Source organism: Streptomyces typhae (assembly GCF_009755605.1).
Taxonomy (GTDB): Bacteria; Actinomycetota; Actinomycetes; order Streptomycetales; family Streptomycetaceae; genus Streptomyces; species Streptomyces typhae.
Window position 1 is genome coordinate 115,371 of the sequence record NZ_WPNZ01000017.1, and the last position, 20,029, is coordinate 135,399.

At 73.1% G+C, this 20,029-nt stretch carries 18 protein-coding genes; 6 read left to right on the forward strand and 12 right to left on the reverse strand.

Annotated elements, in window-relative coordinates; translation table 11 throughout:
• Positions 1-91 precede the first annotated feature (91 nt).
• Positions 92-601, reverse strand: a complete 510-nt coding sequence (locus GPA10_RS28085) for an RICIN domain-containing protein (RefSeq protein WP_157167927.1) — start codon at positions 599-601, stop codon at positions 92-94.
• 323 nt (positions 602-924) lie between these two features.
• Here GPA10_RS28085 and GPA10_RS43795 point away from each other — a divergent pair, with 323 nt between their 5' ends.
• The 3 genes from GPA10_RS43795 (at position 925) to GPA10_RS28100 (ending at position 3,271) form a co-directional block, all read left to right on the forward strand.
• Positions 925-1,983 carry a helix-turn-helix domain-containing protein gene (locus GPA10_RS43795; protein WP_157167928.1) on the forward strand — a complete coding sequence of 353 codons (1,059 nt, stop codon included), beginning with the start codon at positions 925-927 and terminating at the stop codon, positions 1,981-1,983.
• A gap of 164 nt (positions 1,984-2,147) precedes the next feature.
• Positions 2,148-2,531, forward strand: coding sequence for a hypothetical protein (locus tag GPA10_RS28095; protein WP_157167929.1), 384 nt, complete (start codon positions 2,148-2,150; stop codon positions 2,529-2,531).
• Positions 2,528-3,271, forward strand: coding sequence for an RNA polymerase sigma factor (locus GPA10_RS28100; protein WP_157167930.1), 744 nt, complete (start codon positions 2,528-2,530; stop codon positions 3,269-3,271). The genes GPA10_RS28095 and GPA10_RS28100 overlap by 4 nt, the downstream gene beginning before the upstream one ends.
• A 335-nt stretch (positions 3,272-3,606) precedes the next feature.
• Here GPA10_RS28100 and GPA10_RS28105 read toward each other — a convergent pair whose 3' ends face one another.
• Together GPA10_RS28105 and GPA10_RS28110 are read right to left on the reverse strand one after the other, a co-directional pair.
• Complete coding sequence (locus tag GPA10_RS28105; protein WP_157167931.1) at positions 3,607-4,902, reverse strand: sugar transferase; 1,296 nt, start codon at positions 4,900-4,902, stop codon at positions 3,607-3,609.
• A gap of 8 nt (positions 4,903-4,910) precedes the next feature.
• Positions 4,911-5,579, reverse strand: coding sequence for an RNA polymerase sigma factor (locus GPA10_RS28110; RefSeq protein WP_157167932.1), 669 nt, complete (start codon positions 5,577-5,579; stop codon positions 4,911-4,913).
• A 311-nt stretch (positions 5,580-5,890) separates the two neighbouring features.
• Here GPA10_RS28110 and GPA10_RS28115 point away from each other — a divergent pair, with 311 nt between their 5' ends.
• A complete protein-coding gene (locus GPA10_RS28115; RefSeq protein ID WP_157167933.1) occupies positions 5,891-6,718 on the forward strand; it encodes a 2-amino-3,7-dideoxy-D-threo-hept-6-ulosonate synthase in 828 nt (275 codons plus the stop codon).
• On the forward strand, positions 6,715-7,821 hold the full coding sequence (locus tag GPA10_RS28120) for a 3-dehydroquinate synthase II family protein (RefSeq protein ID WP_157167934.1): 1,107 nt from the start codon (positions 6,715-6,717) through the stop codon (positions 7,819-7,821). The genes GPA10_RS28115 and GPA10_RS28120 overlap by 4 nt, the downstream gene beginning before the upstream one ends.
• Before the next feature lie 97 nt (positions 7,822-7,918).
• Here GPA10_RS28120 and GPA10_RS28125 read toward each other — a convergent pair whose 3' ends face one another.
• The 4 genes from GPA10_RS28125 to GPA10_RS28140 form a co-directional block, all read right to left on the reverse strand.
• On the reverse strand, positions 7,919-9,223 hold the full coding sequence (locus GPA10_RS28125) for a phenylacetate--CoA ligase family protein (protein ID WP_157167935.1): 1,305 nt from the start codon (positions 9,221-9,223) through the stop codon (positions 7,919-7,921).
• Positions 9,220-10,011 carry an amidohydrolase family protein gene (locus tag GPA10_RS28130; RefSeq protein WP_343041401.1) on the reverse strand — a complete coding sequence of 264 codons (792 nt, stop codon included), beginning with the start codon at positions 10,009-10,011 and terminating at the stop codon, positions 9,220-9,222. The genes GPA10_RS28125 and GPA10_RS28130 overlap by 4 nt, the downstream gene beginning before the upstream one ends.
• The gene (locus tag GPA10_RS42810; RefSeq protein WP_157167937.1) at positions 10,008-11,705 is read right to left on the reverse strand and encodes an FAD-dependent monooxygenase; all 1,698 of its coding nucleotides are present in this window, start codon (positions 11,703-11,705) and stop codon (positions 10,008-10,010) included. Before GPA10_RS42810 ends, GPA10_RS28130 begins: the two co-directional genes overlap by 4 nt.
• Positions 11,706-11,893: 188 nt before the next feature.
• On the reverse strand, positions 11,894-12,385 hold the full coding sequence (locus tag GPA10_RS28140; RefSeq protein ID WP_157167938.1) for a MarR family winged helix-turn-helix transcriptional regulator: 492 nt from the start codon (positions 12,383-12,385) through the stop codon (positions 11,894-11,896).
• Positions 12,386-12,648: 263 nt separating this feature from the next.
• Between GPA10_RS28140 and GPA10_RS28145 the strand changes: the two genes are divergently transcribed.
• Positions 12,649-14,505: an MFS transporter gene (locus GPA10_RS28145; RefSeq protein WP_157167939.1), complete on the forward strand. Its 1,857-nt coding sequence runs from the start codon at positions 12,649-12,651 to the stop codon at positions 14,503-14,505.
• An 87-nt stretch (positions 14,506-14,592) separates the two neighbouring features.
• On the opposite strand, the gene GPA10_RS28150 is transcribed toward GPA10_RS28145, so the two are convergent.
• The 5 genes from GPA10_RS28150 to GPA10_RS28170 all read right to left on the reverse strand — a co-directional run bounded on the left by GPA10_RS28150 (position 14,593) and on the right by GPA10_RS28170 (position 19,971).
• Positions 14,593-16,050: an aspartate kinase gene (locus GPA10_RS28150; protein ID WP_157167940.1), complete on the reverse strand. Its 1,458-nt coding sequence runs from the start codon at positions 16,048-16,050 to the stop codon at positions 14,593-14,595.
• Positions 16,047-17,126 (reverse strand): methyltransferase, encoded by a 1,080-nt coding sequence (locus GPA10_RS28155; protein ID WP_157167941.1) that lies wholly within the window; start codon positions 17,124-17,126, stop codon positions 16,047-16,049. The genes GPA10_RS28150 and GPA10_RS28155 overlap by 4 nt, the downstream gene beginning before the upstream one ends.
• Before the next feature lie 78 nt (positions 17,127-17,204).
• Positions 17,205-17,906, reverse strand: coding sequence for an HAD family hydrolase (locus tag GPA10_RS28160; RefSeq protein WP_157167942.1), 702 nt, complete (start codon positions 17,904-17,906; stop codon positions 17,205-17,207).
• 1 nt (position 17,907) lies between these two features.
• Positions 17,908-18,828: a pseudouridine-5'-phosphate glycosidase gene (locus GPA10_RS28165; protein ID WP_157167943.1), complete on the reverse strand. Its 921-nt coding sequence runs from the start codon at positions 18,826-18,828 to the stop codon at positions 17,908-17,910.
• Positions 18,829-18,885: 57 nt separating this feature from the next.
• Positions 18,886-19,971, reverse strand: a complete 1,086-nt coding sequence (locus GPA10_RS28170) for an aldo/keto reductase (RefSeq protein ID WP_058846682.1) — start codon at positions 19,969-19,971, stop codon at positions 18,886-18,888.
• Positions 19,972-20,029 lie beyond the last annotated feature (58 nt).

A 20,029-nucleotide genomic window follows, 5' to 3' on the forward strand; every position in this document is an offset into this window, starting at 1 on the left:
CACGCACCCCGTGACAGCATGTGACCCACATCACCCCGCATGTGCGGGGGTGCCGCCCGGGGCGAGCGGCGGCACCCCCGCGCGGCGTGTACTACCGGGACCAGATCTGCGTGCTGGCGCCCGTGCACACGCTCTGGCGGACCTCGCGGCGGCTGCCGGACGGCGCGGCACCGTCGTCCAGGCACAGGCCGGTGGCCACGTTCTTGATGGTGACCGAGTTGCCGCCCAGCTCGACGAACTCCCAGCGCTGCGCCGAGACGTTGTCACAGGGCCGCTGGTAGACGGCCGTGCCCGGCGTACTGCTGAACGCCTGGATGCACTTGTTGGAGTGCAGGGCCCGCAGCAGCGACGTCGGGTCGTCGACCTGGAAGGCCAGGGAGAATCTCTGGTGGGACTTGCCGTTGCAGCTGAACTGCTGCAGGACGGTCTGGTCGGCCGACGAACCGCCCTGCACGTCCAGGCACTTGCCGGTGGCCGCGTTGCGGAACGAGTACTGGCCCGAGACCCCGGCGTGCGCGGGGCCCGCGAGGACGGCGGTCGTCGCCAGGGCGGCGCCGAAGGCGATCCCGGCGCGGACGGTGAGCGAGCTGCGAAGCTTCATGGAGCGGTCATCTCCCTGATCCGGTACGGATGCGGACGCATGCTGACCGGGGCAGCCGGCCCCGCGAGAGCGGCGCCGGCTGTCTCCCCCCGTTCGCCGGCAAGTCTCGCGGGCACCCCACCCGCACCTCAAAGCCCTTCGAGGCTCATCGAATCCAGACATTTCACGGCCTAGTACGGGGATTCCGGCCAGATCATCCGCGGAGCCCCACCGTCCGCCACCGCGCGCGTCTAGCGTGATCGCGGCCCGCACCGGCCGCCGCCGACCGGCCGGTGCGGGCTCCGCCTGCTCGACCCCGAAGCCGAGTGCCTGGAGAAACGACGGTGTTACGCATCCACTTCACCGCCGAGGACCTGATCCGCGTCCGCGTCGCCCGAGCCCCCGACCCGCTCGCCGAAGCCATCCTGAGCCTGCCGCTGCTCCAGGCCGCCGAGCACCCCCACCGGCCCGGCGGCGCCGCCCTGTCGGGATGGCGCGAACGCACGCGCCGCGGGCTGCGGCCCGAGATGCGGCTGCTGCTCGACCTGGCGCCCGCGGGGGTCGGCGAGTACACCCCCGAAGTGTTCACCCACGCCGCCACCCCCAGCCTGGCGGACAGCCTGGACCACACCTGGTCGCTGCCCAGACGGCAGTGGCGGGCGGACTGGCGCGCCACCCGCCTCCTGCGCCCGCGCGTCCCGCGCTGGGTGCACGCCCTGCACCAGGGCGACCGCACCTGGGCACAGCTCGTACGGCGCCAACTGCGCTCCTACCACGCCCTGGCCATCGCCCCCTACTGGGCGCAGCTCCTCGCGGCCGCACAGACCGAACGCGCCCAACGGGCCCTGACGAGCGTCGACGCGGGCGTCGACGGCCTCCTCGCCACCCTGCACCCCGACATCTCCTGGACGCCCGACGTGCTGTCCGTGCCCTGCGACATGGACCTGGACATGAACCTGGACGGCCGCGGACTGCTGCTCGTGCCCACCTTCTTCTGCTCGCAGCCGCTCGTCCTGATGGACAACGCCGAGCCGGAACGCCCCCTGGTCCTGCGCTATCCGCTCGCCCGCTCCCTCGCCGAGAGCGCGGCGATCGTGGCCTGCGGAACGCAGTCCACCGGCGAGGGCCTCACCGCCCTGCTCGGCGGCACCCGCGCCCGCGTGCTCCAGGCGGTACAGGGCCCGGCGGGCACCGCCGAACTGGCCCGCCGCACCGGCACCTCCGCGGCGACCGCCAGCCACCACGCCTCGATCCTGCGCGCCGCCGGCCTCCTCACCACCCGGCGCGACGGGCCCCGGGTGCGGCACGCCCTCACGCCGCTGGGGCGGGCCCTGCTCGACGGGGGCCCCGGCAGCCCCGCCCCGGACGCCCCGTTGCACGTTCGCCGGCCCCCGGCCCCCTAGGGAGCAGATACCGAACGGGCCATGCAGGGCTTCGGGCGCACGAATCCTTTGGCGAGAGCGCGTGCACCGAGGTCTCCTCCAACCGCTGGTGTCGTCGGAGAACCCGCACTGCTCCGGCGGCACCAGCGGGTCGGACCGGCCCCGACCTCGAAGGGGTGTTGTCCATGAGTCGCACCGAGCCAGAAGGAGCGGTCCGCGGTCCTTTGCGTGGCGCGGCCCGCGGTGCCGCGCGTGCCGCGGCCGCGGCACGCGGCATCGCAGGCCGCACCGTCAAGAGCACCGACATCTGGATGCAGGACCACTACCGGGCCCTCGTGCTCGGCACGCTGCTGGCTCTCGGCGCCGGGACCGGGCTGCTGCTGTGGTGGCGATGGGCCCTGGTCATCGGCCTGGCGAAGCAGATCGCTCCGGTCCTGACGATTGTTTCGATCATCGCGAGCGCGCTGTGGAGCGCACTCGCGTGGTTCAGCGAGCGCCGTCGGAAGCGGCTGGACGCACAGCGGCACGCGACGCTCGCCCAGCACGGCGACAGCCACGAAGGATCATGACGAGAGCACACGACACCGAGAGCCTGCCGCCCGCCGCCCCGGGCGGGCAGCAGGCCTTCGGCCTGCCCCGCACGGCCGTGCGGGCCCCGGCGGGAGCCGGGCGCGACGTCGAACACCGCCGCGAGGACGCGGACTCCGGGCAGCCGCGGCCCGCCGACGCTCTTGAACGGTCACTGCCCGCGCACCGCACCCCGCGGCAAAAGCCGCCCCCGGCACCGTCCTTCGAGGACTTATACCAGCGTCTGCAGCCACGCCTGCGCAGGTACGTCATACGGGTGCTGGGCGCCGAACACGGCCATGAGGCGGACGACGTCCTGCAGACGGCCTGGATCGCCGTGCTGCCCCACTGGAACCGCGTGAGCCGGATGGACCATGCGGAAGCCTACGTCTACAAGGTCACCCGCAACGAGACGCTGGGCGCCCTGCGGGCCGCGGGGCGCCGCAACCGCTTGGCCCCGCTCGCCGACGACACGCAACTGCTCGTGCTCGCCGAACGGCACGGGCCGCCCCGGACGAGCGCGGCCGACCGCGTGGTGGACGCCGAAGGAGTGAAGCAGTACATCCAAAAGCAGCTCGCGCCGCTGCTGTCGTGGCAGCAACTCGCGGTGCTGGCACTGGACCTGGACGGCTACAGCACCGACATGGCCGCCGATGCGCTGCACGTGGAGCCCAGCACGGTCCGGGCGCAGCGGCATCGCCTGCGCAGGAAGCTCAAGACGGCACCGCGGCCCGACCTTTGACCTGGAGACCGCACCACGGCCGCACCTCTGCGGGCACAGCGCCCGCGGCGGGCCGCCCGGTGTCCCGCCGGCGCACCACAGCGGTGCCCCGCCGGCACGCAGAACCAGAAGTCTCCGGCAGCCGAGCGGCTGCCGGAGACCCCCGAACGCAGGAGCCCGGCGTCCCTGGTCCTTTGGCGAGAGCGGGGAGCACCGGGCCCTCCTCCAACGCATGGCTGGAGTCCGAGAGGACAGCCCGGGGCGGCCCTCTCACTCACTACAAGGGAGGCGCGGGCCCCAAGCGTTTACACCACGGGCAACGCATCCGAGCAGGACGTGCGCCGCCGCAGCCCGCCCTAGGCGAACACACGGTCGTACTCGTGCCGCGACCACTTCGTCACCTGGGCCACACGCCGGCTGCCTCGCGTCCGGTCCGGCGGCGGCAGCACGACCGGCACCGGGACACTCTCGTCCTCGGGCTTGCGCGGTGCGCGGCCGGCCGCTTGCGGTTCCGGCGCCTTCGCCGACGCCATCATGCTCTCGATGAGCAACGGAAGCATGAGCAGACCGAGGGCTCGGGCCATGACACGGAACTGCGCGCGTACGGGCAGGGTGAAATAGGTCCGGTCGTACGACGACTGCAGCGGCACCACCCTCTTGAGATAGGCCTCCGCGTCGAATTTGTGCACGATCATCCAGGCGCGCAGCTCGGGGCTCAGCGGCCCGGTCAGACCAGGACGGTACTCGAACACCCAGCGGCACGCCTGCGGGTAACGGATCGCCAGCGCGGGATTCTCGGGCTTCGGCCCCACGAGGGTGAGATCCCCGGCGAGGAGGTTCCAAAGGCGCGGCAGCTGCTCGATCCCGGACCGCATCAGGAACAGATCGGAGTGCGTCGCCGGATCCCCTTCCTCGGTCACCCGCACATTGAACTTGTACCGTACGAAGACGATCCCGCCCTGCCCCACGCGCGGCTGCCGGTCCAGCACTCTGCGCCCCTTGAGTTTCAGCAGGACGTACCCGACGGCCAGCGGCAGGAGCGTGCTGACCAGCGCGGCCACGGCGAAAGCCACATCGACCATCCGCATCACCGGGGACGGTTTGCGGCTCCTCAGCCCAAGGGCCAGAGTGTGCATGCGTTCGTGCCACCACGGGAGATCGGCCCCCGCGGACGCCGCCGTGCTCCGTCCGCCGCGCCGCTTCACCAGGCGGTGGGTCCGGGAGGCCACGGCGCTGCACACCAGCGCCGAGCCCGCGAGGATCCACACCTTCGCGACGTCGCCGGCGGCGTCCAAGTGAGGTGAGAGGACGACGAACGTCGCCGTGAGGACGAGCCAGAAAGAAATGATGTCTCCCAGGACGGAGACCGTTTTCGCCGTGGCTACGGCATGAAAGGGGCGGCGGCCTGCGCGCTCCCGCGCTGCCGGGGCAGCCGCGCGGGAGCGCCCCCGATGCGAGGCGATGGTGTTGCGCTGCGCCACTTCGATCTTTGCCTGCAGCAGGAGTGCGTCCACTTCGCTCGTGGACGCAAGGCGGCTCGTTGCCTCTTGCAGCCGCGCCTCGTAGGCGTGGACGCGGTCCTTCTCCTCATCAGTAAGATCGGCCTCGTCCTGCCGGGCCGAACGCACCGCATCGCCTCCGAACTCCCTCATCCGGTTCTTCATTTCCGCTTCCCCTCAGCATCCCCCATTGATTTAGCCAGCTCCGGGTGGTCCGTCACGAGAACGGAAGCCAGCTTCTTCCTTGCGTGACGCAGATTCGAACGAACGGTCGCCGGTGTCATGCGTAGCTGTACCGCAATCTCCTGGGGTTCGAATCCATCGATGTGCCAGGCGATGACCTGGCGCTGAACTCCGGTCAGATGGGTCTCCACGAACGTGATGACGAACTCCCAGTCCTCCAGGGGGCTCGACAGGGAGTACGCCTCCGCCTCGTCCGACGTGAGGGACCGGCGGGCCGACGCGAGACTCCTGTTGATCCTGATGTCGTTGCGCATGAAGTGGTGCGCTGCCGCCTTGCGGCACCATGCGCGCGGTGAGCGCACGGTGCGCCAGTTCATCAGCAGATCCACCAGGGAGGACTGAGCGGCGTCCTTCGCCTCTTCGACAGTGGCGCCCAGGAAAATCACATGCCTGGTCAGCGACGTGAACTCAGAACGATAGAATTGATCGTACCTTTCCTGCTCCATCGCGGTGAGCGGCTGCACAGGTGTGTGCGACGGCCGACGTTTCTGCCGCGGGAACTCGAGCGCCTCGCCGGGCGTCGCTTCCTGACCGTGCAGCTCGGCGCCCTCGTCCTCCGAGCGGCGCGCCTCCTTACGCCCCCACATGAGACATCCCTGTCCCGGTCCGCGTCACGTTCATGCCTCGTAGGGGCCCCGGCACGGCCGGGCGTGCAATCGCGCGCCGAGATTCTTCCGGCGGCCCTCGTGCGGACACCCCGGACCGGGCCGGGCGCGCCGTGTCCCGCAGGCGCGTGCGGAGTACGCCCGTATCCCGGAAGTACGTGATGTGCCGCCCGGCCCCCGCGAGCAAGGGTGAAGCCCTGCGCGGTGAGGTGGCTCGCCGCCGACCGGGGGAGGGCACAGGGGGCGGCGCGGTTCCGGGCCCCCTCTCCTCCCGTCCACGAGCAGGAGTAGGCATGGCAAACGAACTGAACGTGCCCTTCGGGCGCGGGCTGCGGCTGCGGCGGCTGTACGGGGGTGACTCCGGGCGGCTGCTGATCGTGCCCCTGGACCACTCGGTGACGGACGGGCCTCTCACCGCGGGCCGCACGCTCGGCGACCTCGTCGGCAGCCTGGCCGCGAGCCGGGTGGACGCGGTGGTCCTGCACAAGGGCAGCCTGCGCGCGGTGCGTCCCGGGCTCTTCCGCGACACCTCGCTGATCGTGCACCTCAGCGCCAGCACGGTGCACGCCGCGGACCCCAACGCCAAGTACCTGGTGGCCACGGTCGAGGAGGCCCTGCGCCTGGGCGCGGACGCGGTCAGTGTCCATGTGAACCTCGGCTCCCTGGAGGAGCGCCGCCAGATCGCCGACATGGCGGCCGTCGCCGAGGCCTGCGACCGCTGGAACCTGCCGCTGCTCGCGATGATGTACCCGCGCGGCCCCAAGATCGACAACCCGCGCGACCCGGAGCTCGTGGCGCACGCCGTCACCCTCGCGGCCGACCTCGGCGCCGACCTGGTCAAGACCGTGTACGTCGGCGACGAGAGCGAGATGCGGGATCTGACCCGCGCCGCGCCGCTGCCGGTGGTCGCGGTCGGGGGACCGCGCGCGGGCGACGACCGGCAGGTCGTGGCCTATGTGGAGGAGGTGCTCAGGGGCGGGGCCGCGGGCGTCGCCATGGGCCGCAACATCTTCCAGGCCCCGGACCCCGGCGCCCTCGCCGCCCGCCTCGCCGCCGTCATCCACGCCGAGGGCTCTTTTGTGCCCGCACCCATCCCCGCCCCCGAAGGAGTTCTGTCATGAAGCTGAGCTGGCTGGACATACGCGGCCTCGGCGAGCTCAAGGAAGCCGTCCTGCAAGAAGCCCTGCACCACCGGGTGGAGGGCGTCCTCGCCGACAGCCTGGACGACCTGGCGGACCTGCCGCCCACCCTCGGCAAGGTCTTCTTCCCGCGCGAGGAGGAACTGCCCGCCGACTTCGGCGAGGCCACCGTCGTCATCGTCGACCCCGCCCGGCACCGGGCCACCCCGGCCGAACTCGCCCTGCGCCACCCCGGGGTGGAGTTCGGCCGGTTCGTCGAGATCGTCGACGCGCCGACGCTGGAGGACGCCTGCGAGTCGGCCAGGACCGAGCGCTGGAGCCTGCTGCTCTTCCGCGACCCGACGAAGATCCCCCTGGAGATCGTCATCGCGGCGGGGGCCCGCGCCACCGGCCGCCTGGTGACCGTGGCCCAGGACGTGGAGGAGGCCGCGATCATCTTCGGAGTCCTCGAACACGGCTCGGACGGCGTGATGATGGCCCCGCGCGCCGTCGGTGACGCCGCCAAGCTGAAGGCCGCCGCCCGGGCCGAGGTGCCCGACCTGGACCTGACCGAGCTGGAGGTCGTGCGCACCGAGCACATCGGCATGGGCGAGCGGGCCTGCGTGGACACCTGCACCCACTTCCGCGAGGACGAGGGCATCCTGGTCGGCTCGCACTCCAAAGGCATGATCCTGTGCGTCAGCGAGACCCACCCGCTGCCGTACATGCCCACCCGCCCCTTCCGCGTCAACGCGGGCGCCATCCACTCCTACACCCTCTCCAAGGACGAGCGCACCCACTACCTGAGCGAACTCCAGGCCGGCAGCAAGGTCATGGCCGTCGATGTCAAGGGCGGCACCCGCATGGTCACGGTCGGCCGCGTCAAGATCGAGACCCGGCCGCTGATCTCCGTGGACGCGGTGGCCCCCGGCGGCCGGCGCGTCAACCTGATCCTCCAGGACGACTGGCACGTCCGTGTCCTCGGCCCCGGCGGCACCGTCCTCAACAGCACCGAACTCAAGCCGGGCGACCGGGTCCTCGGCTACCTTCCCGGCGAGGACCGTCACGTGGGCTACCCCATCGACGAGTTCTGCATCGAGAAGTGACCCGGTGACCGGCCGCGCCGGTGCACCCGCCCGGCTCGCGGGCGGGTGCACCGGCGTCACGGCCGCACCCGGCCGCCGGCAGGGCGCAGGCCCGGCCTCACTGGTAGATCAGGGCCTTGTCCCAGTCCTCGTGCGCGCCGAAGAGGCTGCGGGGCTTGACCACGTCCGGCATCGACAGCAACTGGTCCGCGGGCAGCAGCCCGCCCGGGGGCAGGGCCGTCACCGTGGCCGGCACACCCAGTTCCGTGCGGATCGACTGAGTGAGGCGGGCGGCGGCGGCTTCGGCCAGGTGCGGGGCGGTCTCGATCTCGACCCGGAGGCGGTCGGGTTCCGCGCGGGCCCGCCAGAACAGCACCTCGTCCTCGTCCGGAAGGCTGAACACCAGCTCCTCCAGGCGGTGCTGGGTCACCGCCCGGCCGGCCACCGGATGCCCGAAGGCGGTGCGCCCGAGGACCCGGACGGTGGGCAGGTGCCAGCCGCAGGCGCAGGGGGCGTACGACACCTCGACGGTGTCCTCCAGGTTGTAGCGCACCAGCGGCATGGCCTCACGGAACAGCGTGGTCACCACCAGCTGCCCCGCACCCTGCGGCGCGCAGCGCCCGCTGTGCGGGTCGTACACCTCGAACCGCGCCCGGTCCGCCCACAGATGCAGCCGCCCCAGGGGGCACTCCCCGGCGAGGGTGCCGGTCTCGGTGGAGCCGTACTCCTCGACGACCGGCACGTCCCACAGCCGGCTGATCCGGGCCCGGCGCGCCGGGCTGAGCGGCTCACCGCCGACGAACAGGGCACGCAGGGCCGGGAAGTCCTTGCCCGGCTCGTGACCGGCGGCCCGCGCCCCGGCCGCCCACAGCAGGCACTCGGTCGGCATCGACCAGGTGAGGGTGACCCGCAGATCGTGCAGGGCGCGCACGATCCGCGAACAGGGCGTGGCGAGCGAGCGGTTGTCCCCGGGCACCACCGTGGCACCGCGCAGCCGCCCGGCCGCGTGCGCGAGATGACCGGTGAGCAGCAGGGCGTACGGGGTGCGCACCAGCAGGGTGTCGGCGGGCGTGATGCCCACGTGCTTGCGGGCGAACCGCTCGGCCAGGTCCTGCCAGTCCTCGGGCGTGTAGTACGAGGGTGTGGGCCGGCCCGAGGTGCCGCTCGACTCGTGGTAGGTGGCGAGCCGCTCCTGCGGAACCGCGAGCAGCCCGAAGGGGTAGTTGTCGCGCAGGTCCTGCTTGGTCGTCAGTTCGAGACCGGCCAGGTCGGTGTCCGTGGGGGCGGGGCCGGGGCCGAAGCGGCGGGCGTAGAAGGGGGAGCGGGCCGCCCAGGACAGGCTGCGGGTGAGCTGCTCGCCCTGCCCGGCGAGGAGCTCCTCGGCGCTTCGCCAGTCGCCCAGCTGTGGCAGTGGTGCGTTCATGGAATGTCCTCCCCGAGGATGCGGTGGGCGTTCTCCCAGGTGATGCGGGCCCAGGTGGTGGGATCCAGGCCGAGCGCGGCGAGTTTGGCGAGCTCGGCGCCGGGGCTCTGCAGGGGGTGCTCCGAGCCGAACAGGATCCGGCCGGCGCCCAGATGCGCCAGGGCGGCCCGGAGGGTGACGGTGTATCCGCCGGTCGTCTCGATCCAGATGTTGGGGCTCTCGCGGACCAGGCGGATGCCGTACACGTCGATGTTGCCGATCCCGCAGTGGCCCATCACGAAGGGCACGGACGGGAAACCGGCCGCCAGGCGCACCAGGTCGGCGACGCCGGAGCCGGGCAGCGGCTGGCAGACGGTGTAGACGCTGTGCCCGACCGCGGCGGCCGTCGCCACCAGGGCGGCGGTGCGCGGATCGGCGAGCGGGACGCCGTGCACGGCGGGGGAGATCTCCACGGCGGCGTAGTCCCGCGCCTGTTCGGCGTAGGCCCGCGGGTGGTGCGGGTTGGCGAAGTAGCAGGGCACCAGGGCTCCGCCCAGGCCGGCGCAGGCCTTGAGCACCGCCTGGTTGTCGGCGTCCTCGCGGATGCCGCCGCCCCGCAGGAACTGGCGCGAGATCTGCTCCAGGGGCGCGGTGCCGCCCGGGGTGACCACGGCCCGCCGGATGCCGTACGCGGCCAGGCCGGCCGCGAGGTCCTCGGCGGACGCGGGCGCGGGCCGCAGCCGCACCCGGAAGTCGAACAGCGGCCCCGGCAAGGGGAGGCGGCCGCGAGCGCCGGCGGCCGGGGTCACGGCGTGCCCCGCCCGGTCCGGCCGGTGTGCGCGCCGGTGCCGAAGGGTCTGGCACCGTGGCCGCTGACCTGGTCGAGGACCTCGTACCAGCTCTCGGGCGGCGCCGTGCCGCGCCAGGCGACGTGCTGGTCCGGGCGGATCAGGACCAGGTCCCGCTGCCATGTGCGGCGGGCGTGGGCGTCGTCCACGGGCAGGACGTGCAGCGGGATGCCGCGCTTGTGAGCCGCCGTCGCCGCCTCTCGGCCCAGCTCCCGGCCGGAGAAGTCGACGAGGGTGAAGCCGTCGTGGAACAGGTCGAACAGGGGCGTGCCGTCCTGGAGGCGCACGCTGGGCGGCCGGCCGCCGGGCCAGGTGGTGGGCGTGATGCCGGTCCAGCTCCAGTCCGGGGCCGACTCGCCGGACGCTGCGCCCCCTTCGGCGTCCGGCTCCGGGCCCGTGCCGGGGATCAGGGGGGAGTGGTAGCGGTAGCCGAAGTGGATGCCGGTGTTCTCGATCTGGTAGCGCTCCTGGGCCAGGAAGCCCGTCAGATGGCTGGGCGGCACACCGGCGTTCGCGAGCTGGGGGAAGCGCTGCCACACGTCCAGGAGGTTGAAGCACATCTCGCGGTTGAACACCGCCACCGGCCGCCGCTCGCTCTCGTAGGCGTCGAGCAGTCCGGGCCCGCCCCAGCCGTTGAGGACCGCGGCCAGCTTCCAGCCCAGGTCCACGGCGTCGCCCAGACCGGTGTTCGCGCCGTGCCCGCCCATCGGGTAGAACTCGTGCGCGGCGTCCCCGGCGAGGAAGACGCGCCCCTCGCGGTAGCGGTCGGCCACGCCCATCCGGCCCCGCCAGCGGGTGACCTGCAAGACCTCCTCGACGGTGATGTCGGTGCCCAGGCGGCGGCTGAGGACGCCGATGGGGTCGCGCTCGAAGCCGGTGTCGTCCAGGACCGGCAGGAAGGCGGTCCAGGTGTCCGCCTCGTCCCGGGAGACCAGCGTCGCACCGCCCGCGGAGATCCCCAGGAAGTACCGGCCGTGCGGGCGCAGCCGCGGGTCGCTGCTGCGGAAGTAGACGTCGCCGTGGTCGGTCTCGGGCCCGACGGTGGTCACGCCGATACCGGTGCCGCGCCGCACGGTGCTGTGCGCACCGTCACAGGCGACGACATAGCGGGCCCGCACCGGGTACTCCTCCCCGGTCTCCATGTCGGTGAGCGTCGCGGTGACGGTGTCGTCCGGGTGCTGGACCAGCCGCCGGAAGGAGGTCCGGGTGCGCAGTTCCACCAGCGGGTGCCCGCCCGCCCGGCGGCGCAGCACGTCCTCCAGGACGTTGCCGGGCACGCGCTGGTAGGACTCCAGGGGCGCGGTGCCGTCGTTGGTCCGGGCGATCCGTGCGCGCACGTCGCGCACGGACGGGTGGGTCCACTCGTCCAGGGGCGGCTCGGCGAAGCCGCGGAACCACTGGAAGTTGAACGAGTGCTGTGCCGGGATGCCCCGGGCACGGATCTCCTCGGCCAGGCCCAGGCGCCTGAACAGCTCCATGCTCCGGCCGTTGACGAAGTCCATCTTCGGATGCAGCGACGGAGCGTGATGCCGTTCCACGAGCAGGCTTGTCACCCCGTGGTGCGCCAGCTCCAGTGCGAGTGTCGAACCGACCGGTCCGGCTCCGACGATCAGGACCGGGGCGGGCTGTTCGGCTGTAGCGTGCCGTTTTCCCATGCCTGCACTCTGTCGGGCGCCCCGGTGGGGCACATGGCGCGATCGCGTCACGGGATCGCGCCATGCCCGGGTGCTCTCGCAGCGCTGTACGCAGGCAGTCCGCGGGCAGCGCCCCGGGCCCCGGCGGCCAGAGCGGCGGCACGCGAGCGGCGGGTACTCGCCCCCCGGCCGCCGGGGCCGGGACCGGTTCACTCCTCGCGCTGCCGCAGCCGTTCGGTGAGCAGGGGCAGCGAGTCGCTGAAGGAACGCAGATAGTCGAGCACGGTCTCCAGCTCCTCGGGCGTGTGGGAGGCGCACCAGTCGTCCAGGGCGTCCAGGAGGGGGGCGTAGAGCGCGCCGGTCCGCTCCCGCTGGGCGCTCTCGGGGTGAATGATCACCTTGCGGCGGTCCTCCGGGGCCTTCACCCGGTGGGCGAAGCCCGCCTGTTCGAGCCGGTCGGCGATGCCGGTGACCGCGCCGGTGGTCAGCCCGGTGAGCTCGGCGAGCCGGCCCGCCGTGACCGGCCCCGCGTGATCGAGCACGCCCAGGCAGAGCAGATCGGTGCCGTTGATGCCGAGCTTGGCGGCCACGGCCTGGTCGGCAAGGGCCTGACGGGTCGCGACGGTGCGCGCCTCCTGGTAGATGGCCCGCGTCAGCTCCTGGCGGCGCGGGCTCCCCGCGTGCCGGTGTTCGTCGCCCAAAGCGGTTGCACATCCCTCACGTCGTAAATATATTACGAGCTAAGATAACATGGCGGGCCCGTCCGGAGGCCCCCCTGCGCACACTCGTGTGCCGCGCACGCACCCCACCGACGGTCCCCGCCCCCGACCGTCCGGCGCACCCGGCCGTCCGCGCACCTCACCGCCCCGGACCCCACCGTCCGGGCACCGCACCGTTGCCGTACCGCACCGTCTTCGCCCCCGAACGTCCTTGCACCCGACCGTCCTCGGAGGGACCACCGGCCATGAGCAGCGAGACATCCGAAGCCACCGCGGCCACCGGGCCGCCGAACCCCGTCCGGGCCGGCAGCGGCCCGAGCTCCCGCGGCGTCCTGACGGTCGTCCTGATCGCCGTCTTCGTGGACGTCCTGGACGCCAACATCGTCAACGTCGCCATCCCCGCCATCCAGCGGGACCTGGAAGCCTCCAACTCCGCGATCCAGTGGTCCCTGATCGGCTACACCCTGCCCTTCGCCCTCATGCTCATCACCGGCGGCCGGCTCGGTGACATCTTCGGCCGCAAGCGGCTCTTCCTCGTCGGCATGGCCGGCTTCACCCTGGCCTCCGCCCTGTGCGGGATGGCCGTCTCACCGGAAATGCTGATCGGCGGGCGGGTCGCCCAGGGCGCGATGGCCGCCATGATGGTGCCGCAGGTGCTGTCGATCATCGCGGCCACCATCCCGCCCGCCCGGCGCGGCGGCGCCTTCGTCCTCTACGGCATGATCGCGGGCACCGCCAACGTCAGCGGACCCATCCTGGGCGGACTCCTGCTGAAGGCCGACCTGTTCGGCCTCGACTGGCGCCCCATCTTCCTGGTCAACCTCCCCGTAGGCATCTGCGCCTTCGTCATGGCCGCGCGCCTGCTGCCGGAGACCAGGAGCGAGAAGCCGCTGCGCCTGGACCCGCTGGGCGTCGTCCTGGTCACCGGCGCGCTGCTCGCCGTCCTCTACCCGCTGCTGCAGGGCCGTGAACTGGGCTGGCCCGGCTGGGGCTGGGCGCTGATGGCCGCCTCCCTGCCCGTGATCGCGCTCTTCGTGCTGTGGCAGCGGCGCAAGCAGGCGACGGACGGCTCACCCCTGGTGCCGCCGTCCCTGTTCCGGCTGCGCGGCTTCAACGGCGGCCTCGTGGTGATGCTCACCTTCCTCACCGCCATCATCGGCTTCTTCCTCGTCCTGACCCTCTATCTGCAGCAGGGTCTTGGGTACTCGCCGCTCGCCGCGGGCACCGCGAGCCTGCCCTGGCCGATCGGCGTCACCCTCGCCGCGATCTTCATCAGCAACGCCGGTGCCGCGCCCAAACGGATCGTCATCACCCTGGGCGCCGTGGGAATGGCCCTGGGCCTGCTGCTGCTGATCGCCACCATCGAGTGGGCGGGCACCGGCCTCAGCGGCTGGCACCTGACCCCGGCGCTCCTCATCGGCGGCCTGGGCATGGGCCTGGTGATGGCGCAGGCGACCCATGTGAGCCTGCTCCAGGTGCCCGGCTCCGACGCGGGCGCGGCCTCCGGTGTCTTCAACGCCGTGATGCAGGCGGGCGGCGTCGTCGGCGTCGCCCTGATCGGGGTGCTGTTCTTCGGCGCCGTCGGCTCCCAGGCGGGATCGGGCTCCGGCGCGGTCACCGCCGAACTGCGCTCCGACCTGGCCGCGGTCGACGTCACCGGCGCCGACCAGGACCGCGTGGTCACCGCCTTCGAGGCCTGCCACCGCAGCCGGATGGACGACCAGGAGGGCGCGGCCGCCCCCCGCGGCTGCCCCGAGGCCCTGGCCGCAGCCCCGGCCGCCTCCCGCGACGCACTCGCCCCGGCCCTGACCGACGCCGCCACCGAGGCACGCGCCGAGACCTACACCGAGGCGATGCAGCGCACCCTGTGGTGGAACGTCGGCCTCCTGGTCCTCGTCACGGCACTGACCTCGCTGCTGCCCAGGGGCGGCGAGCCGCAGACCGGCACCGGGCCGCAGACCGGCGGCGAGCCGCAGGGGGACGCCGAGCCGCAGGGGGACGCCGAGCCGCGGAAGGACGGGGAAGCGGTGCACGCGGAACCCGGCACCGGCACCGGGTCCGGCGTTCCGCTGCCGGATCCGGCTGCCCGGCCCGCCAACTGACCCGCACGCACCCGCACACAAAGGGAGGTGCGCCCGCGGTCGACCGCGGGCCCACCTCCCCTCGCGTGCGGTCGCACGCCCAGGAAGCTAGCCCTGCTCCGCCTGCTCCGCCTGTCCCGTCTGCTCGGCCTGCTCGGCCTGTTCCCCGACGTCCAGGGCGAACGCCGTGTGCAGCACCCGCACCGCCTCCTCCAGGCGCTTCTGCGGGATCAGGGCCGAGGCGCGGATCTGGGAGGTGAGGATCCAGGTCGTGGCGATACCGGCCCGGGCGAGGGCGCTGAGCATGCGGGCCGTGGACTCGGGGCGGTTGGCGAGGCCGGTGCCCACCACCGTCACCTTCGCGACCTGTTCGTCCACGCGCAGCTCACCGCCGTGGGCCAGGGCGAGGGAGGCCAGCGCGGGGCGGGCGGCGGCGAAGTCGCCGCGGCGGGTGGCGAAGCCCATCCGGAACTCCTCCTCCGCGGGCCCGGACCGGGCCACCAGGTCGACGGGCAGCGCGTACCGGGCCAGGATGCCCAGGACGTCCGGGGCCAGGTCCCGGCCGGTGTCCGCGCAGCGCAGCAGCACCCGCACCACGTCCGCGTCATGGGTGATGGCGGTGACGGCCGGAGCGGTCTCCAGGGCCGGTCCGCAGATGCCGGTGATCACTGTTCCCGGTCCTTCCGTGGCGGAGCTCAGTACGAGGGTGGGCACATGGTGCAGGGCCGCCAGTTCCACGGCGCGCGAGTGCAGCACCCGCGCGCCGGTGAACGCCATCTCGGCCATGACGTCGACGGGGACGCGGGGCAGCAGCCGGGGCGCGGCGACCACGCGGGGGTCGGCGCTGAAGACACCGGGCACGTCGGTGTGGATCAGGCAGCGCTCCGCGTTCAGCCCCGCGGCCAGGGCGACCGCGGTCGTGTCCGAGCCGCCCCGGCCGAGGGTGACCGTCTCGCCCCGGGCGTCGACGCCCTGGAACCCGGCGACGACCGGGACGGTGCCCGCGTCGAGGAGGTCCAGGATCCGCCCGGGGTCGAGCCGGTCGACCAGGCCCGCGCCGTGCCGCCCCCGCACCCGCAGGCCCGCCTGGCCGCCGGTGAGGGACACGGCGGGGGTGCCGTGACCGTGCAGCGCCATCGCCGTCAGGGCCGCCGAGGCGATCTCCCCGGTGGCCAGGAGCTGGTCGCTCTCGCGCAGTGCGCTGCCGGGCGGCGCGGCGCCGGTGAACGCGGCGGCGCGGGCCAGGAGATGGTCGGTGGTGTCGCCCTGGGCGGAGACCACCACGACCACGCGCTCGCCCCGGGCCCGCGCCGCGCTGATCCGCGCGGCGGCCCGGCGCACCTGCTGCGGCGTGGCGAGCGAACTGCCCCCGTACTTGTGGACGACCAGGCCCCGGCGGCGCCCTTGCCCCGCCCCGGTCGCCGTACCGCAGCCCGGGGCGGGGCCGGTGAGGGGCAGCCCGGCGACCTCCCCGGCGGCCTCCCCGGAGACCTGTCCGGAAATCCGCCCGGAGGCGTGCCCGGGAGCCTGTCCGGAGGCGTGCCCGGAGGCCTGTCCGGAGGTCATCGCGGCACCGGCCGTCCCCGTACGACCCTGAAGTCCGTCGCCTCGATGGTCGCCGAGACCGACTCCAGCGCGAATCCGGCCCGGGTGAAGATGTCACGCAGCTGCCGCTCGGTGCGCTCGAAGCCGCCCGCGGTGAGGACCAGCATGTTGAGGTCGCTGAAGGCGCTCTCCACGCACACCGACGCCCGGGCGGTGTCCGGCAGGACGGGTTCGACCACCAGGAGCGTGCCGGTCTCCTCCATCGCCTCCCGGCACCGGCGCAGGATGCCGACGCACCGCTCGTCGTCCCAGTTGTGCAGCACGCTCTTGAGGAGATAGCCCTCCCCGCCGGCGGGCACCTGGTCGAAGAAGTCGCCCGGCACGACCTCGGCGCGGGCGGCGAGACCGGCGGCGGCGAGCTTCTCGCGGGCCTGGACGGCCATCGCGGGCGTCTCCAGGACGACGCCGCGCCCTTCGGGGTGCGCGGACAGGATCGCGGCGAGCAGCGTTCCGTCACCGCCGCCCACGTCCACCAGCGTGCGGTACGGGGAGAAGTCGAACCCGGCGACGACGAACGGTGCCTCGAAGGCGGCGTTGGCGGCCATCGCGTCGCCGAAGAGCTGCGCGAACTCGGGGTGGCGGGCGACGTGGTCGTAGAAGTCGGTCCCGTACACGGTGTCGAAGGCGGCCTCGCCGGTGGTGATGCTGTGGGTGAGGCGGCTCCAGGAGCTCCAGAACTCCTGCCCGCAGAACAGGCGGGTGATGTCGGCGAGATGGCCGGGCGCCGAGGGGGCCAGGAGCGCCCCGGTGGGCGCGTTGGCGAAACGGCCGGGCGTCGTCTCCCGCAGCACCCCGAACGCGGTGAGCGCGCGCAGCAGACGGTGCAGGGACGGCGCGTGCGTGCCGGTCAGCAGGGCCAGTTCGACGCTGTCGCGCTCGCCGTCGCCCAGCAGCTCGGGGACGCGCAGCCGCACCGCCGTGTGGATCGCCTGCGAGGTCATGTAGCCGTAGGCCATGCGCACGAGCAGCGCCCGCGTCGCGGCGTCGTCCGCCCTGGTCTCGACGGTCCGCGCAGGGGCGGGCCTGAGGGATGTCATCGTTTCTCCCGCTGCCTGAAGAGGCCCGAGGGGGCCTGAAGGGATGGTCCGCCCGGCCGGGCGGGGGCGGCCCGCCGCTCACGCGCCGGCCGGAACACTGCTCAGCACCGCCGTGACGACGGCGTCGAAGGAGTCGACGACGGTGTCCGCGCCGGCCGCCAGGAGATCCGTCGCCCCGGCGACGCCGTAGCTGACGCCGATGGTGGCCATGCCGGCGGCGACGCCCATCTCGATGTCGCCGATCCCGTCGCCCACGACGACACACTCCCGCGGGGCCAGGCCGAGGTCCTTGGCCACCTTCCACGCCATGTCCGGGTGCGGCTTGCCGCGGGGCACGCTGTCGTGCCCCGCGATCGCGTCGAACTGGTCGCGGATCTCGGTGAGTTCGACGGTCCTGACGGCCGCCGCGTGCACCTTGGAGGTGGCGATGCCCAGCTTCCGCCCGCCCTCGCGCAGCTGAAGGAGCCCGGAGACGACACCGGGGAAGAGCAGCCCGCGCCCGCGGGAGCGCACATGGGCCCCGAACAGCCGGCGGTAGTGGTCCATCGCGGCCGTGACGTCCTGATGGCCGGGGGGCACACCAAGGAGTTCGGCGAAGTTCTGGTCCAGGGGCCTGCCGACCCGGGCGCGGATCTCCGACTCCACGGGGGAGCGCCCCATCCCGGTGAGGATCTCGGCGGTGACAGCGGTGATGGCGGGCGCGGTGTCGGCGACGGTGCCGTCCAGGTCGAAGATCACGCCCCGGCGCACGGGACCGGGTACCGCGGTGGTGCCGGCCATGTCAGTGCTCCTCCCGCACGGCCGACAGCGCGACCGCGAACTCGCCCGCCAGGCGGGCGTTGCTGATCAGGACGGAGCGTGTCGCGGCGCCCGCGCGGCCCGCGGTGGCCCTGCCGACGCTGCGCATCAGGAACGGGCTGATCGCGTTGCCGGCCACGCCCGCCGCGTCCGCCTCGGCCAGGGCCCGGGTGATGACCCGCTCGACCTCCTCGCCGTCCAGCGCGTCCCGCTCCTCGATCGGCGAGGTCAAAAGGACCGAACCGACCTGGTTGACCTTCCAGTGCAGCAGCACCGACCGCGCCGCCTCGGCCAGGTCGTCGACCCGCGGCACCGGCACGTCCGACTCGCGTACGTAGAAGGCGGGCAGCGTGTCGGTGCGGTAGCCGAGCACCGGCACCCCGGCGCTCTCCAGCACCTCGGCGGTCAGCTTCAGGTCCAGGATCGACTTGGACCCCGCGCACACCACCGCCATCCGGCTGCGCGTGAACTGCTGAAGATCGGCGGAGATGTCGAAGGTCTCCTGGGCGCGGCGGTGCACCCCGCCGATGCCCGCGGTGGAGAACACCGGGATCCCGGCGCGCTCGGCGATCACGATGCTGGAGGCCACGGTGGTCGCGCCGAGCCCGCCGCCGACCAGCACCCGGCCGATGTCGCGGGCGCTGACCTTGGGGACGTCCTTGGCCCGCCCGAACCGGTCGATGGTCGTCTCGTCCATGCCGACCACGAAGCGGCCCCCGGCGATCCCCAGGGTCGCCGGCACCGCGCCCGCGTCCCGCACCGCCTTCTCCAGGGCCAGGGCGATCTCCACGCTCTGCGGGTAGCCGGGCCCGTGGGCGATGAGCGAGGACTCCAGGGCGACCACGGGCCGCCCCTCGGCGACCGCCGCGCGGACCTCCTTGCCGATGTCCGTCAGGGTGTCCATGGGTGTTTCCTCTCCGTGTCCATGGGGGTGTCTCCTTCCGTCCGGCGCCTCGCCGGGTCAGGGCCGCGGCGGGGCGGAGGGCCCGCGGCGCTCCCAGGCCGGGGCGACGCGGCGGCCGACGCCCTGCCTGCGCCGCAGCGCCGGATCGGCGAGCGCCTCCGGCGTGTAGTGGGAGTCGGCGGGGTTGAGCACCGTGCCGGGCGGCACGAGGGCGTCGATCCGGTCGAGCAGGCCGGCGTCCAGGACGGTGTCGGCGGCCGCGAGCAGGCCCTCCAGCTGCTCCCGGGTGCGCGGGCCGATCAGGACCGAGGTCACCGCCGGGTGGTTGCGGACGAAACCGAGGGCCAGCTGCATCAGCGTCAGCCCGGCCTCCGCGGCCAGCCCGGCCAGTTCGGTCACGGTCTGCTGCTTGCGCCGGTTGCCGGCCAGGCGCACGTCGAAGGTGGCGCGGTGGGCGGCCTGGCGGCCCCGGCTCAGGTCGATCTCGCCCTGGTGCTTGCCGGTCAGCCAGCCCTCGCTCAGCGGGCTCCAGGTCGTCACGCCCAGCTGGTGGCGCTGGCAGGTGGGGAACACCGCCGCCTCCGCCGCGCGGTTGAGCAGCGAGTACGGTGCCTGCTCGGTCTGCGGCCGCACCAGGTGGCGGCGCCGGGCGGCCCACTGGGCCTCCACGAGCTGCTCGGCGGGGAAGGTGGTGGTGCCGACCGCGACCACCTTGCCCGCGGTGACCAGGCCGTCGAGCGCGGCCAGGGTCTCCTCCAACTCCGTCTCGGGATCGGGCCGGTGCACCTGGTACAGGTCGATCCGGTCGGTGCCCAGGCGGCGCAGGCTGTCCTCCACGGCGCGGGTGAGCCAGCGCCGCGAGTTGCCGGAGCGGTGCGGGCCCTGGCCCATCGGGAAGTGGAACTTGGTGGCGAGCACCACCTCGTCCCTGCGCGGCGCCACCGCCTTGCCGACGATCTCCTCCGAGCCGCCCCAGGAGTAGACATCGGCGGTGTCCACGAAATTGATCCCGGCGTCCAGGGCCGCCTCGATCACGCCGACCGCGTCACCGGCGTCCGCGTTGCCCCAGACACCGAACATCATCGTGCCCAGACACAGCGGGCTGACCTGCATTCCGGTGCGGCCCAGCGTCCTCAGTTCCACTGCGTTTCCTCCTCTTCGGGGGTGCGCTCCGGCTCGGTGCGTGCCTCGGGAGCGTCGG